9 protein-coding genes are annotated in these 15,517 nt (G+C 73.7%); 1 reads left to right on the top strand and 8 read right to left on the bottom strand.

The window, feature by feature from the left end; genetic code table 11:
- Window positions 1-7 precede the first annotated feature (7 nt).
- From ACFVNO_RS24025 to eccD, 7 genes are all read right to left on the bottom strand, one after another.
- Window positions 8-289, bottom strand: coding sequence for a YbaB/EbfC family nucleoid-associated protein (locus ACFVNO_RS24025; RefSeq protein ID WP_355264925.1), 282 nt, complete (start codon window positions 287-289; stop codon window positions 8-10).
- Window positions 234-3,341 (bottom strand): hypothetical protein, encoded by a 3,108-nt coding sequence (locus ACFVNO_RS24020; protein WP_378895868.1) that lies wholly within the window; start codon window positions 3,339-3,341, stop codon window positions 234-236. The genes ACFVNO_RS24025 and ACFVNO_RS24020 overlap by 56 nt, the downstream gene beginning before the upstream one ends.
- 46 nt (window positions 3,342-3,387) lie before the next feature.
- Window positions 3,388-5,943 (bottom strand): hypothetical protein, encoded by a 2,556-nt coding sequence (locus ACFVNO_RS24015; protein ID WP_378895866.1) that lies wholly within the window; start codon window positions 5,941-5,943, stop codon window positions 3,388-3,390.
- Between the two features lie 146 nt (window positions 5,944-6,089).
- On the bottom strand, window positions 6,090-6,386 hold the full coding sequence (locus ACFVNO_RS24010) for a WXG100 family type VII secretion target (RefSeq protein ID WP_220562005.1): 297 nt from the start codon (window positions 6,384-6,386) through the stop codon (window positions 6,090-6,092).
- A 60-nt stretch (window positions 6,387-6,446) separates the two neighbouring features.
- Entirely contained in the window at window positions 6,447-6,770 is a 324-nt protein-coding gene (locus ACFVNO_RS24005; protein ID WP_220562004.1) for a WXG100 family type VII secretion target, read from the bottom strand.
- Window positions 6,771-6,794: 24 nt separating this feature from the next.
- The gene (eccB, locus tag ACFVNO_RS24000) at window positions 6,795-8,243 is read right to left on the bottom strand and encodes a type VII secretion protein EccB (protein ID WP_355264915.1); all 1,449 of its coding nucleotides are present in this window, start codon (window positions 8,241-8,243) and stop codon (window positions 6,795-6,797) included.
- 1 nt (window position 8,244) lies between these two features.
- On the bottom strand, window positions 8,245-9,645 hold the full coding sequence (gene eccD, locus ACFVNO_RS23995; RefSeq protein WP_220562002.1) for a type VII secretion integral membrane protein EccD: 1,401 nt from the start codon (window positions 9,643-9,645) through the stop codon (window positions 8,245-8,247).
- Window positions 9,646-9,857: 212 nt separating this feature from the next.
- Here eccD and eccCa point away from each other — a divergent pair, with 212 nt between their 5' ends.
- Window positions 9,858-13,829 carry a type VII secretion protein EccCa gene (eccCa, locus tag ACFVNO_RS23990; protein WP_378895862.1) on the top strand — a complete coding sequence of 1,324 codons (3,972 nt, stop codon included), beginning with the start codon at window positions 9,858-9,860 and terminating at the stop codon, window positions 13,827-13,829.
- A 319-nt stretch (window positions 13,830-14,148) separates the two neighbouring features.
- On the opposite strand, the gene ACFVNO_RS23985 is transcribed toward eccCa, so the two are convergent.
- Window positions 14,149-15,378 carry a S8 family serine peptidase gene (locus tag ACFVNO_RS23985; RefSeq protein WP_378895860.1) on the bottom strand — a complete coding sequence of 410 codons (1,230 nt, stop codon included), beginning with the start codon at window positions 15,376-15,378 and terminating at the stop codon, window positions 14,149-14,151.
- Window positions 15,379-15,517: the final 139 nt, after the last annotated feature.

Below are 15,517 nucleotides of genomic sequence, written 5' to 3'. Positions count from 1 at the left end.
CGGGCCCTCACCCGAGGTCGTCCAGGGAGACGCCCATGCGGCGCAGCGTCTCCTCGGGGTCGAGGTCGCCCCGCATCGCCGCCTGCGTGTCGATGCCCTCGGGCATGAAGGCCTCGTAGGCCTGTGCGACGCGGTCCGCCATCTGCTTCTGCGCGCGGCCGACGACCTCGACGATCGCCGCGGACAGCTCCGCCGGGGCCATGGTCCGGTACCCCTCGGTGTGGAACTTCAGCTCAGTCAGACGACCCGTCCCGTCCACCGTCGCGGCCACCAGCCTGTTCTTGGCCACGGCCTCTTCGGTTGCCGACTCCAGGCTTGCGCTTGCGTCCGAGAGTTCCCTCATCGTCGTGTGAAGCCGTTCCAGTTCGGCCTCCATCTGCTCCCGCATCGATGAGCTCATGGCGCTGGGCCCCCTTCTTCTGCTGTCCGGGCACGGGCCGTCCGAGCGTGGCCCGCTGCCGGTTCTTGTCGGTCCCCCAGACCTTCTCGTCCTCGGAGAGCCAGGTGGTCCGGTTGCGGTCGCGGTTCTCGGCACCGCCGCCACCGCCCATACCGCCCATCGGCGGCATCATGGGCGGCATCATCGGCGAGCCCATCCCGTTCATGTTCTGCTGACCTGCGGCGCCTCCGGGGCCGCCCGCGCCCGCGGCGCCCGGACCCCCGCCCCCCTCGGCCTGGACCTGGGGCCCGCCCGCGCCGGTGGGCGCGGCGAACATCTGGGTGCGGTCCGAGGAGTCGGAGCCGTTCCCGCCCCCGCCGCCGGAGGAGTCGTTGCCGCTGCCGTAGCCGCCGTAGTTGAGGCCCTCGGGCCCGCCGCTCTCGAAGCGCGGCGGCGGGTACTCCACCTCCTCCGACGGTCCCTCGAACCCGCCCTTGATCGCCTCGCCCGTGTCGGGGTCGACGGGGTAGGGCAGCCCGGTGACCGGGTCGACCTCCGCGGGCTCCCCGGTGACGGGGTTGATCGGGACGTCCTCCCCGCCGCCGGGGAAGTTGGTGTCCAGGCCCGGGTCGATCGGCGGCGGGGTGAAGGAGTCGGGCGGCAGCGGCTGCCCGGTGACGGGGTCGACGGGGGCCGGGAGGCCGGTCACCGGGTCGTAGTCGATGGGCATCCCCGTGTCGGGGTTGTAGGGGAGCCCGGTGTCGGGGTCGACCGGGAACGGCCTCCCCGTCTCGGGGTCGATGGGCAGCCCCGTCGCCGGGTCCATGTCCAGCCGCGTCCCGCCGTCGCCGGTGACCGGTTCGCCGGTGACGGGGTCGAGCGGCAGGGGGAGGCCGGTCTCGGGGTCGTAGGTGATCGGCAGTCCGGGGTCGGGGGACACCGGCCCCCCGGTGACCGGGTCCACGGGGTGGACCTGCCCGGTCTCCGGGTCGTAGTCGATGGGCAGGCCGGTGTCGGGGTTGTAGGGCAGGCCGGTCTCGGGATCGACCGGGAAGGGCCGCCCGGTGTCCGGGTCGATCGGCAGGCCGGTCTCGGGGTCGAGTTCGAGGCGGCTGCCCCCGTCCGGGGACACGGGCTCGCCGGTGACCGGGTCGATCGGTGTGACCCGGCCCGTCTCCGGGTCGAAGTTGATGGGCAGGCCGGTGTCGGGGTCGAAGGGCCGCCCCGTCGCGGGGTCGACGGGGAAGGGCCGCCCGGTGTCCGGGTCGATCGGCAGGCCCGTCGCCGGGTCCACCGCCAGGCCGGTGGGCGGCGGGAGGTTCGCCCCGCCGTTGCGGCGGCCGGTGCCGCCGCCCGAACCGGGGCCGTTGAGGCCCAGCGGCGGGGGAGGCGGGATCACGCCGCCCGGGACGGGACCGCCCCCCTGGGGGAAGTCGGTGCCCAGGCCGGGGGGCGGCGGGACGGTGCCGCCGGGTCCCCCCGGGCCGTTGACGTCGCTCGGACCGTTGACGCCGACGGGGCCGTTGACGTCGCCCGGGCCGTTGAGACCCAGCGGGGGAGGGGGTGCCACGCTCCCGGGAGGGGGCACCACACCGCCCGGCGGCACCTCGCCGCCGGGGCCGGTGCCGTCGCCCCCGGGGTAGTCGCTGCCCGGGTCGGGCGGCCCCTCCAGGCGGACGGTCTCGGGCCCCGGCCCTCCGCTGCCGTAGTTCCCGCCGTTGTCGGGGCCGCCCTCGTAGTCGGGCGGGCCCTCCCCGGGACCCTCGTAGTTGAGGTCGTCCGGGCCCCCGTAGCCGGGGGGCGGCTCCTCCATCCAGTCGGGGATGTCGGGACCCTCGCCCCCGGGCGGGCCGTCGCCCCAGTCGATCTTGATCTCCGGGGGACCCTCCCCCTCACCGTTGCCGTCGCCGAACATGTCGTCGTACGGGTTGTCGGTGTCGTTGATGTCGGGGATCATGCTCAGCGGCAGGCCGCCCTTGGGGTCCTCGATGATGTTGAGGTCGGTGTGCGCCCTCTTGTACATCTCCTCCATCTTGTTGTACAGCTCGGACGCGGCCGTGAAGACGCCCTCGAACTGCTCGCGCCACCGGTTCTTCAGCTCGTTGTTGACGTTGCTGTCCGTGATGTCGTCGCCGACGATCCCGTAGACCGGCGGGTCCGCGTGGATGGGGATCTGGAACTGTCCGCGGGCGCTGTTCCACTGCTCGCGACCGGTGGTCACGTTGAAGTACCAGTCGTCCAGGATCCGCCGCATGCCGCTGTGCGGGTTGTTCAGCGCCTTCGTCACCGCGTCCTGGAGCGCGACCGCCTTGCGGCGGATCGGGTCCATGACGTCCTTGAGCGCTTCGTGGTTGTTGTCGACCTGGCGCCTCAGGTCCCGCAGGCGCAGGGCGAAGTCGTAGAGCCGGGCCGCGTAGGCGGACGCCGCCGAACCCGTCATCGGCCCGTCGGGCACGTCGAGCTCGTTGTACGCCGTGCGCATCTTCTCGCTCTGCGTGTCCAGCATGGTGCTCAGCTCGGACAGGTGCGTGACGAGGTCCTTGACCGGCTGGCCGTGGAAGGTGGTGGAACCGGTCCCGGGCATGGAGTTGGGGATGACGCCGGCGAGGTTCGCCAGAGCCGTGCGGAACTTGGACTCGGCCGACTCGGGGCCGGTCCACAGCTCCTCGATCATCGTGTAGCCGGCGTAGTCCCAGCCGTTGGGCATCTGGTACGTGTAGTAGCCGGTCGAGTAGGTCTGGTAGCCGGGCTTGCGCATGCGCCACCAGCGGTTCATCTCGTGGCCGCCGTAGTCGAACTCGAAGCCGACGAACGGCTTGGTGTCCTTGGCGAAGTGGTACCGGCCGTGGTCCACCCAGTTGACACCGCTGCCGATGATCGTGTCCACGCTCGGCATCGGGGGGTGGTTCCCCCCGTCCTCGGCGTCGGCGACGATGTTCATGATCTCGTGCAGTGCGGGCACTCTTCCTCCGACCTCCTCGGGGTCTCGGCGGGTCTCGGCGGCGCTGTCAGGGGGTCGTGGTGGTGGTGCCGCCGCTGCCGGTCGCGCCGGGCGGGCTTCCGATCAGGTAGACCACCTGGCTCGCGTTGAGCTCCTGGTCCTCTTCCAGCTGCTCGAACTCGATGATGTTGACCTCGAGGCGGTCGCTGATGTCGTCGAGCTCCTTGCGGATGTCCTTGATGATCCTGAAGAGGTTGCCTATGGACTGGTCGATGCTGCCGGCGAGGAGGCCCGCGCTGGCGAGCCCGGACGGGTTGCCGAGGAGGGTGACGCCGGTGGTCTGGCCCTCGGTGCCGCTGCCGCCGTAGACGGAGTAGTTGTCATCGTGCGCGTTCAGGGCGGTGTCGAGCCCGCCCACGTACTCCGTCTGGAAGGTCCGCAGGCGGTCGACGTCGATCTTGGTGCCCTGGCCCTCCTTGGGGCCGTCGCCGTTGCCCCCGGTGCCCTCGCCGTCACCGCTCCCGCCGGAGCCCTCGCCGTCCTCTCCGTCCTCGTCCTCCTCTTCTTCCTCGTCCTCGCCGTCCTCCTCTTCGTCCTCTCCCTCTCCTTCGCCGTCCTCTCCGTCCTCGTCCTCCTCCTCGTCCTCCTCCGGTTCCTCCTCCTCGTCCTCCTCCGGCTCCTCTTCCTCGTCCTCGGAACCGGTGCCGGTCACGCCGCCGGACGGCTGGGGGGTCGGGTCCGGAGCCGGCCCGTACAGGCCCTCGCCCCCGATCGGGTCCGGGATGCTGTCCGGGTCGAGGTGGGAGAGCCCTTCCGTGGTCTCCGTTCCGGGACCGGAGGTCTCCCCGCCCGTCGTGGAGTCGTCCTCCCCGCCCGGGACCTCGGTGACGAACCCGGTGCTCTCGGTGGGGTCGAGCGTCGCCGGGTCGGAGGCGTGCTCCCCGGTGATCTCCTCCCGGGGGATGCGCTCGCCCACCACGACCGGTTCGTCCCCGGTCCCGGCGGGGGTGTCCGGAGCGGGCCCGTACATGCCCTCGGTGACGATCGGGTCGGGGACACTCTCCGGGTTCTCGCCGGAGTCCCCCTCCGGGTCGGATCCCGGGTCCGTGGACCCGTACCCCCCGGTCCGGTCACCGGACTGTTCGCCGGGCGTGGGACCGCCGACCAGGACGGGGGTGTCGTCGGCGACGGGGGTTTCCGGGGCGGGTCCGTACATGCCCTCGGGGTCGATGTGGTCGGGGACGCCTTCCCCGTCGTCCTCGCCGTGGTCCCCGCCGGGGTGCGAGCCCACGGGGGTGACCGAGCCGGGCGCCCCGCCCGAGGTGCCGGGGTCCTGGCCGGGGCGGCCGTGCACGCCCTCGTGCCCCTCCTCACTCCCGGGCCGGTCCTCGCCGCCGGGACGGTCCCGGTCGCCGCCGGGCTCGTGGTCGTCCTCGTCGGTGACGCCCTCCTCGTCGCCGCCGGGGCGGCCGCCGTGCTCCTCCTCGGAGCCCTCGCCGTCCCCGCCGTCCCCGGCGGGGCGGTCCTCGTCGCCGTCCTCGGAGCCCCCGTCCTCCGCGTCGTCTTCGCCCTCGTCCTCTCCCACCGGCTCGATGGTGACCAGGCCGGTCTCCGGGTCGACCGAGACGGTGCCGTCGCCGGGGTCGACCGAGACCTCGCCGGTCTCGCCGTCCATGACGATGCGCAGGTCGCCGATCTCGACGGTGACGTCCGCGAACTCGCCCTTGACCGGGTCGACCGCGAGGGTCCCCGTCGCCGGGTCGATCGTCATGACGAGGCCGCCGGCCTCCACGGTGACCGGAGGGGAGTCGGGACCCAGCGGGACGTTCTCGTCCGACGGCTCGATCCTGACCGCGCCGTCCTCGGGGCCGACCGTGATCCGCAGGTCCTCGGCGAGGATGACGGTCTCACCGGTCTCGGGGTCCACGGTGACCACCGGGCCGACGGCGTCGGAGGCCCCGTCCCCAGAGGCCCCGTCCCCGGAGCCGTCGTCCCCGGGGGCGCTGATGGGGACGGCTTCGACGGGGGCGGACACCGGCTCGGCCTCGACCGCGGGGATGCCCGCCATGACGGGCTCCAGGCGGGCCTGCTCGACCATGGGCAGGCCCGCGGACACCGGCTCCGCCTCCAGAGCGGGCGTCGCCTCCACCAGGTCCGACTGCTCGGGCGCACGGACGGACACCACGTGCACCGGTTCCTCCAGCGGTGCGGACAGCGGTTCGGTGACCGCGCCCTCGGTGGTCCCCTCCATGGAGGCGGGGACGCCCTGGGTCATCGGTTCGAGCCGCTGGCCCTCCACGAGGCGGCCGGCCATGAGCGGCGACGCCTCCGCGGTGGCGCCCAGCACGAGGTCCCCGTTCCGCTCCACGACGGAGGAGGACTCGGGGTCGATCACCACGCTCTGGTCCGCCGTGTCCACCTCGACCGTGCCCGACCGGTTGGTCATCATGAGCAGGCCGGTGGCCAGGTTCAGGCTGAGCGGAGCCCCGCCCGTCCCCGAACCGGACCCGGTCTGCTGGGAGGACAGGGTGGTGAGGAGTTCGGCCTGCTCCTCCTCGCCCTCGACGGGCGTCTCCGGCTCACCGGAGAGGGCGGCGCGAAAGTCGTACAGCGATTCGGACACGTTCTCGGTCTCCTTGCCGCCCGTACGGGGGCGTCATCCGAACTAGGGGAGGTGCGGGCCGGACCCGTGGACGGTCGGGTCCGGCCCCGGGAGGCCGGGCGGCGCGATCGCGCGCGCCGCCCGGACCGGTTCGGCTTCCGGGCGGATCAGAGGAGGGAGGCCCAGTTCATGGCCTCGCGGCGGTCCGTGCCGGAGTAGTTGTTGCGGATGTCGTTCAGGGCGTTCTGGGCCTTGCCCAGCAGGGTGCGCATGTCGGCGACGTTGAGCCGCCAGGACTTCACCTTCGCCTCGTAGTTCTCCTTGGTCTCACCTTCGAGGTCGGCCAGGAGCTTCTGCATCTTGGCGTCGAGTTCCTCGATCTGCCGTGCGACCGCTTCGGTCTGCTGGCCCAGACGCATCGTCGCGTCGTCGACATGGCCGTAGCTGACGTCGAATCCGTTCATGGGTTCCGCCTTGCCGTCGTAGGGGTGCGTGGAGGGGGCTCCGGGGACCGCCGCCCGGGGTCAGCCCGACTGGTTCGGGTTCAGGTCGTCCATCCACCGGGAGCCGGTCAGGATGGCCTGGTCCTCGGTGGCGTTCATGGCCTGCACCGTGCCGCCGAAGGTGCCGATCATCTGGTTCATGTCGTTGGTGATGAGCCGCAGCTCCTCCAGCCAGCCCACCAGCGCCTCGCTGTAGCGGTTGGAGGCCGCGCCCTGCCAGGACCCGCGCAGGCCGTCGCGGGTGTCGTCGACGTTCTGGTAGATGTTGTTGCACTGCGTGTAGGCCTCCTGCATCGCCTCCTGGGCGAGCCGGTTGGCCTCATCGGTACTCCGCGTTCTCGACATGTGCATCTCCTCTGGTGTTGGGCGCTAGGGGCAGGTGGTGCCCCCGCCTCGGGGGGAGGACGCCAAGGGGAGCGAGGCGGCCTCCTGGCTCAGCAGCGGCCCGGTGGGCAGGACCCGGAGCAGCGACGTCGGCAGCGGTACCGCCTCGTCCTCCGTGTAGCCCAGGGCCGTCAGCGCGGCGGTGTCGGCGACCGGGTACTTGGCCGCGGCGTCCGTCACCACGTAGTAGGTCGGGGCCGCGTCGGTGCCCGCCACGGGCCGCGCGCGGACCACGCCGCCCTGCCCGGCGGGGATGCCGACGAGGGCGGGGGTGGGGCACCCGGGTTCCACGAACGGGCGCTCCTGGACCGGCCACGCCCGGATGCCGGAGGGCGCGTCCATGGTCATGGCCATCGACCCGTCCGCCTCCCAGCGCAGGCAGGGCACCCCGGCGCCCACCTCCAGCGCGGTGGGCGGGACGGGGGGCAGGCCCTGGGCCGCGGCCGGGGTGGCGGGGTCGGCGGCGAGATTGGCGTGCACCTCGGCCGACGCGAGCGGCACGGGCTCGGGGGAGGCGTCGCCGTAGGCGGGGCCGGAGACCGCGGTGTCGCCGAGCAGCAGCAGCGCCTGGGTGAGCGTCAGGGGGGCCAGCCCGTCCCGGGTGAGCAGGTAGTGCTGGTCCTCCTGGCCGGGCGCGGAGACCGCGAACACCTGGCCCACCGACCGGGTGGAGCCCGCCAGCTCGCGGCCCTCCTCCCCGGCCCCGGCCACCTCGGGGGCGACCAGGTCCGGGCCCTCGGGGACCGTGTTGAGGAAGGCGGAGTCCACCGGCAGCGCGGGGGTCGTCCCGTAGCCGAGGGCCTGCACGCCCCCGGCCTCCTCGTCCATGCGCAGCCGGGTGCCCTGCCACAGCAGGTACGGGGTGCCGTCCGGGCCGGAGACGAGGACGCCGTCGCCGGACCCGACGACCCAGGGGTCGGGCGCCTCGCCGACCACCAGGGCGGTCCTGCCGCGCGGCGCGTCCTCCTCGCCGACGGGCGCCACGGCGCACAGGCGCCAGGTGCCCCGGGTGCCCGCCTCGGGGAGCCCGTCGGGCGCCCCGGCGATGCCCACCGGGCCGCCCATCGTCTCCCCCTCCAGGGACCGCTGGGAGACGAGGGAGGTGGCGGCGCCCTCGCCCACGGCCAGCCTGGCCGACGCCAGGTTGGCGACGGGGCGCAGCACACCGCCCGAGTACAGGTACGTGGCCCCGCCGTCGCGGTCGATGACGATCCGCCCCTCCTGGCGCCAGGAGGTGGCCCCGCCGGGGAAGATCAGGCCGAAGACCAGGAAGCCGATGCAGATCAGCGCCCCGATCGCCATGCCGACGTAGGTGCCGGTGCGCGTGCGGCGCATGGGCGCGTCGACGGCGTCGGGGTCGGCCTCCAGCATCGCCGTCCCCAGCCGGCCCACGGTGAAGTTGTGGGCCATCACCCGGTCGCGTCGTGACTGCACGTCAGCCCCCGATCCCGCGCAGGAGGCCGAACACCCCGAACTGCGCCAGTACCAGGGGCACCAGGGCCACGCACAGGATCAGCTGGATGATCTCCGCGGCCCGCCCCCAGTGCGGCAGGGCCCGCCGCCCCGGCAGGCTCCACGAGACCACCGCGAGGATCGTCGTGGCCGCGAACAGGCCCAGCACGGCCAGGAGGCGGCCCAGGGGCTCCGCACCCCAGGCCAGCGCGATGGCGAGCACGCCCAGGGCGGCCCAGGGCGGGCCCACCATCAGCGCGCGCTGCCAGGCGCTGCCGAGCCCGCGCGACTGGAGCAGCATCACCAGGCACAGGATCAGCACGAACGTCTTGGGGATCCAGCCCGGGGTGAGGGCCAGGACGCACGCGCACACCGTGATCACGGCGCCGGTGGAGGCGTACAGGGCGGTCTGGAACCGGTCGGCCAGGTGCGTCCGGTCCAGCACCCGCCGGGCCGGGAGCGGGTCGATCTCCTCCTGGAGCTGCTTGGGGTTGGCCGGCAGCGCCGGGAGCTTCAGGCCGGAGAGCCGGAAGGCCAGCTGGGGGGCGTAGGTGCCGGTGAACAGCGCCAGCATCGCCACCAGGGCGGCGGCGTCCGGGACGGAGGTGCCCGGCAGGAACATCAGGAGCAGCCCCGCGACGGCGCCCAGCACCTCGACGACGAACAGCCCGGCGAAGAAGGGGATGGAGCCCGCCACCGCGGCGACCCCGAGCACGCTGGCGCCCGCCGCCGTCACCGAGGCGGTCAGGAGCACCGCGCCCGTGAACAGCGTCCCCGGCTCCCCGGTGGGGACCAGCGCCCCCGCCAGCCCCATGGCCAGGGTGGCGCACCCGGCCAGGCCGGTGGACGCGGAGAGGTCGGCCATGGCGCGCGAGGCGGCCCAGGCCGACAGCAGCATGAGGAGCGCCGAGGCGGTCGCGCCCAGGACGGTGAACAGGTTCCGGCCCCCGGCGGTGAGCACGCCGAGCCCGATCAGCAGCACCACCAGCCCCATGACCTGGAGCAGGACGCGGGTGTGGGCGGGCGACCAGCGGTCGGGCCGCTCCGCCATGCCCGTGGCGACCCCGTCGACGATGTCGTCGAAGTGGACCGGGGGCAGCTGCTCGCGCCGGGGCCGCAGGTACAGGGTCTCCCCGTGGCACAGGCCCAGGGACGCCAGGGTCTCGTCCTCGTCCAGGGGCTCGTCGCCCAGCTGCTGGAGGACCCATCCGTCGTGTTCGAGGCCGCTCTCGTCCAGGTCCTCGCCGTCGTCGCCCTCGGCGTACAGCACGAGGGTGGGGATGATCTCGGACAAGGGGACCTCGACCGGGGCCGCGATCTCGAACGCGCGCCCGGGGGCGCGGATCAGGAGGCGGCAGGGGTCGGCGGCGGAGGAATCGGACATCCGGCGGCCGTTCGACGGGGGGCTACGGAACGGCACAGACACTAACACTCAGATATCGGTTTCTGGTGTTGTGTTGGTTTATGTATCCGAATTTGTGACCTTGTTTCGTAACGGTAGCTTTTCCCGTGGCCTGTCGCTCACTCTGCCGTGGTCTCCTCGTTCCGGCATCCGCGAGCGGCCCCGACCGGCCCCACCAAGGAGGACCCACCCCCGTGAGCACCATCCGCGTACGGCGCCCGCCGAGGCGCCCCGGCCCCGACCTGCCCTCGGGGGAGATCACCCTCCAGGAGCCGCCGGAGCTGACCGAGCAGCAGTCCAGCATGTCCTCGGTCTTCATGTACATGCCGATGGCGTTCACTTCACTCGCGATGCTCATGATGTTCATCCGGCCGGGGAGCATGGGCAACAGCGTGATGCCCTTCATCGCGGGCGGCATGATGCTGGCCGGTGCCGTCCTGATGCTCGGCGGGCAGTACCTGCGCGCGGTCCTGGAGCGCCGCACCAAGCTCAACGACGACCGGCGGGACTACCTGCGCTACCTGCGGCAGATGCGCACCCGGCTGCGCCAGGTCGTCACCGAGCAGCGCGACGCCATGCTCTGGCGCGCCCCCGACCCCGACGCCCTGTGGTCCATCGTCCGCACCTCGCGCTTGTGGGAGCGCCGGGCCGACGACGAGGACTTCGGCGAGGTCCGCGTCGCGGTCGGCGAGCAGGCGCTGTCCATGAAGATCTCCCCGGTCGCGTCCAAGCCGGTGGAGGACCTCGAACCCCTCAGCGCGCACGCCCTGCGCCGCTTCATCCGCGCCTACGGCACGGTCGAGGACCAGCCCGTGCAGGTCTACCTGCGCGGCTACGCCCGGGTGACCATGCGCGGCGACCTGGCCGCCTCCCGGGCGCTGACCCGCGCGCTCCTGGGCCAGCTCGCCGTCTTCCACTCCCACGATGAGCTGCGCATCGCCGTGTGCGCCTCGGCGGCGGCCCTGCCCAACTGGTCCTGGGTGAAGTGGCTGCCGCACAACCAGCACCCCACCGTCCGCGACGGCGCCGGGCCGGCCCGCCTGCTCTGCACCGACGCGATCGAGCTGGAACAGCTCCTCGGGGAGGGGCTCGCCGACCGGCCCCGCTTCGACCCCGCCGCGACCCCCGGGCGAGAGGAGCCCTTCGTGGTCGTGGTCGTGGACGGCGGGAGCATCCCGCCCGGCTCCCGGCTGCTCGGCGGCGGGTACCGCAACGCCGTGGTCGTGGACGTCGCCGACCCCATGCCGCCCGAGGACGACCCCTACACCCTCGCGCTGCGGGTGGAGCCCGCCCGGCTGGTCATGCTGGGCAGCGACAACACCGGCCGGGACACCGAGGAGGACCTCGGCCGCCCCGACTCCCTCAGCCTGTCCCGCGCCGGCTCCCTGGCGCGGCTGCTCGCCCCCTACCGGGCCAGCGGCGCCGCCGTGGAGGTGACGGAGCCGCTGACGACCGACTTCGAGCTGACCACGCTGCTGGGCATCCGGGACCTGCGGTCCCACGACCCGGAGCGGATGTGGGGGGAGCTGCACCCCAAGAACCGGCTGCGGGTCCCCATCGGCATGACCTCGGAGGGGGCGCCCCTGGAACTGGACCTGAAGGAGTCGGCGCTGGGCGGCATGGGCCCGCACGGCATGCTGATCGGCGCCACCGGCTCGGGCAAGAGCGAGCTGCTGCGCACCCTCGTGCTCGGGCTGGCGCTCACGCACACCCCCGAGACGCTCAACTTCATCCTCGTGGACTTCAAGGGCGGCGCGACCTTCATCGGCCTGGACGGGCTGCGGCACACCTCGGCGCTGATCACGAACCTGGCCGACGAGGCGATCCTGGTGGAGCGCATGCAGGACGCGCTGCACGGCGAGCTGGTCCGCCGCCAGGAGCACCTGCGGGCGTCGGGCGGCTACAGCTCGGTGCACGAGTACGAGCGGGCGCGCGAGTCCGACCCGTCCATGGAGCCGCTGCCGACCCTGTTCGTGGTGGTGGACGAGTTCAGCGAGCTGCTGGCCGCGCACCGGGACTTCATGGACCTGTTCGTGATGATCGGCCGGCTCGGGCGGAGCCTGGGCGTCCACCTGCTGCTGGCGTCCCAGCGGCTGGACGAGGGGCGGATGCACCAGCTGGAGAGCCACCTCTCCTACCGGATCGCGCTGCGGACGTTCTCCGCGATCGAGAGCCGGGGCGTGCTGGGGGTGCCCGACGCGCACCGGCTGCCGTCGGCGCCGGGCAACGGGTTCCTCAAGACCGACACCGAGACGCTGACCCGCTTCAAGGCCGCCTACGTGTCGGGGGCCTACCGGGTGAGCCCGCGCGCCGTCCGCGTCAGCGGCGCGGCGGAGGCCGACACGGTCCTGTTCACGGACGCGCCCGTCCGGATGTCGGAGACCGTCGCCGAACAGGTCGTGGAGGAGCAGCCGCAGGACGCGCAGACCCCCCTGCTGGAGGTCGCCCTGGACCGCCTGTCGGGGCACGGGCCCGCCGCCCGCGAGGTGTGGCTGCCCCCGCTGGGCGTGCCGCCGCTGCTGGACGAGCTGCACCTCATGACCGGGAGCGCCATCCCCGAGGGCGGGGTGCTCTGGGACGACCGGGGCTCGCTGCGGATCGCCGTCGGAGTCGTGGACCGGCCCTTCGAGCACCAGCGCAAGCCCCTGGTCGCCGACCTCACCGGCGCGGGCGGCCACATCGGCATCGCGGGCGGGCCCCAGAGCGGCAAGAGCACACTGCTGGCGTCGTTCATCCTGGGGCTGGCGCTGCGCAACACCCCCGCCCAGGTGCAGTTCTACGGCATCGACTGCGGCGGCGGCCTGCTCCAGGCGCTCAAGGGCCTGCCCCACATGGGCAGCGTCGCCGCGCGCACCGACGAGCGGCGCATCGTGCGGACCGTCATGGAGATGCACGAGATCCTCACCCACCGCGAGACGCTCTTCGCGGAGCAGGGGATCGACTCCATGGCCACCTACCGGGCCCGGCGCGCGGCGGGCGAGTTCGCGGACGAGCGGCACGGCGACGTGTTCCTGATCGTGGACGGCTGGGGAACCATCCGGCAGGACAACATGGACCTGGTCGCCTCGATCGTCCAGCTGGTGCAGCGCGGCCTCAACTACGGCATCCACGTCATGGTGGCCTCGCCCCGGTGGGCGGACTTCAACACCAGCGTCCGCGACCTCATGGGCAGCCGCTTCGAGCTGCGGCTGGGAGACCCGGTCGACTCGCTCGTCCACATGCGCGCCGCCCAGACCGTGCCCCGCATCCCGGGCCGCGGCATCACCGACGACAAGCACCACTTCCTGACCGGCCTGCCCCGCGCCGACGGGATCCCGGAGGCGGTGACGGTGGCCGCGGGCATGGGCGAGCTGGTCACCAGGGTGAAGGACGCCTGGGACGGCCCGGTCGCCCCGCCCGTGCGCACCCTGCCCGCCGTGCTCCGGGCCGCCGAGCTGCCCGGCTCCGACCTGGAGGGGACCGGCGGCGTCCTGCGGGTGCCGCTGGGCTTGGAGAGCCGGCGCATGCAGCCCTTCTGGCACGACTTCGGGGCCACGCCCCACCTGCTGGTGGTGGGCGACACCGAGTCGGGCAAGACCAACCTCGTCCGGCACATCACCAACGCGATCCGGAGCCACTACGGGCCCTCGGAGGCCCGGGTCGTCCTGGGCGACCAGAGGCGCAGGCTCTACGACGCCGTCCCCAAGGAGATGCAGCTGGGGTACGCGGTGACGGGCGACAGCGTGCGGGAGATGATGCAGGCCGCCGCGCAGGCGATGCAGGTGCGCATGCCCGGGCCCGAGATCACGCCCGACCGCATCCGGCTCCGCGACTGGTGGAACGGGCCGGAGCTGTTCGTCATCGTGGACGACTTCGAGCTGGTGGCGGGCAGCGGATCCAGCCCCATGGCCCCGCTGGCGCCCATGCTGGCGCAGGGGGCGGAGATCGGCATGCACGTCATCCTGGTGCACGCGGCGGGCGGGTTCGGCCGGGCGAGCGGCGAGCCGTTCATCCGGTCGCTGATCGACCTGAACACGCCCAGCATCATGCTGTCCTCGCCGCCGTCGGAGGGGATGCTGTTCGGCAGCATCCGGGCCCGCAGGATGCCGCCGGGGAGGGCCCTGTGGATCTCCCGCCGGGACCCGGTGGAGGTGCAGCTGGCCCTGGTGGAGGAAGAGGACGCCTGAGCGTGGGCGCGGCCCCGCCCCGGGTGCTCCCGGGGCGGGGCCGTTGGCCACGGCCGGAGCACGAACCGCCCCCTGCGGTGCAGGAGGCGGTTCGCCTTCCGGCTGTGGCCGGGGTTCCCGGTCGGGCGGACGACCCCCGGGGACCGGAGCCCGTAGGTATCCGCGGCCTTCACCCCCGTGTGGCCGGGGCCGTGGGGGCGGCCGCCCCGCCCCCTGGGGTCGGAGGAGATGGTGTGCCCCCGGTTGTGGCTCGGCCCCGGCAGGTCCGCCGTCACCCGTTACAGCGTTGAAAGGGCACGGGGGCGGCCACGGGGCGGGGTCAGGGGACCGGTTCGCCCGGGGTGGCGGGGCGCCAGTCGCGGGCGCGGCCGTTGCGTACGACGGCGGCGGCCAGCACGCACATCACGATCAGGAGCCCGGCACCGCCCACCACCGCCCAGGTCGGGAGGGCGTCCAGTGAGCCCAGGGGCGAGGGGTCGGGGACGAACCGTCCGCCCGCGGACAGGGCCGATTCACCCGCGGGCCCGGTGGTCAGCGCCGCGACGGGGTCGACCCGGCCGCCCCCGCCCACCGGGTCGCCCGAGCCCGACGGGGAGGAGTAGGCGGTCGAGATGAGCCGCTGCCGCAGCTCGCCCGGGGTGAGCTCCGGTTCGCGGGCGGCGAGCAGGGACGCCGTCCCCGCCGCGAAGGCCGCCGCGACCCCCGGTCCCGAGCCGATCACGTGCCCGCCGCCGGGCCCCGGTCCCACGGTCAGGTCGCCCGGAGCCAGGAGGTCGACCCGCACCAGTTCGCCGTCGGCCCGCAGCACCGGTGCGGCCACCACGGGCAGCCCCTCGGGGTCGTGGGCCGCCACGCTCAGCGCGTCGGGGTGCTGGGACGGGTGCCCGGCCATCGGGCCGCGCACCGTGTTCACCGTCGCCGGGGCCACCACCAGGGAGCCCGCCTCCGTCGCGGCCGCCACGGCGTCGTCCAGGGCGGTGCTGTTCTCCCAGGCCGCCGTGCCCACGAGGATGACGTCGGAGCCCGCGGCGGTCGCCTCGGTGATGCCGGAGGCGATCTGGCCGGGCGGGGTCACCCCGGTGTTGGGATCCCCCGCCGGGATGAATCTGAGGGAGACGCCGGGCGCCACCCCCAGGGTCCCGCTGTCCTCCACTGCCCGGCCGCCCGCGACCCCCGCCAGGAACGTCCCGTGGCCCAGGCAGTCCTGGGAGCCCCCGCCCTCCACGGCGCCCTCCAGCGCCGGGCCCGCGGCGTCGAGTTCCGGGGCCAGGACGGCGATCTCCGTGCCGGAGCCCGTGCTCAGCCGGTGCGCCCGGTCCAGGCCGAGGAAGGCGCGGGTCCAGGGTTCCTGTTCGACCACCTCGGTGCCCATGACGGAGCAGGGCTGCCGTTCGCCCTTGAACTCGAAGACCTGGGGGAGGGGCGGCGGGGGCTCGTCGCCCGCCGTGTCCGCCGCCGCTGCGGCCGGGGCGGCCAGGGGGGTCAGGGCGAGGAGCAGCGCGGCCGCCGCGCGGCCGACCGCTGCGCCGGGAGCCGGGGTGGATCTCAACGGGCTCTCCTGTCGAAGGGGGGTGGGGAGGCGGGGCGCCGCGGAAGGGGAGGAAGGGCGCGGTCGGCGCCGGGGCTCCGCCGTGTCGGGGGCCGCGCCGGGCGCGCAACACACCCTAACGGCTGCGCATCGCTCCGGG

It is taken from the genome of Nocardiopsis sp. NPDC057823, assembly GCF_042797335.1.
GTDB classification, from domain to species: Bacteria; Actinomycetota; Actinomycetes; order Streptosporangiales; family Streptosporangiaceae; genus Nocardiopsis; species Nocardiopsis changdeensis.
This window is presented reverse-complemented; position numbering and strand designations above follow the sequence as displayed.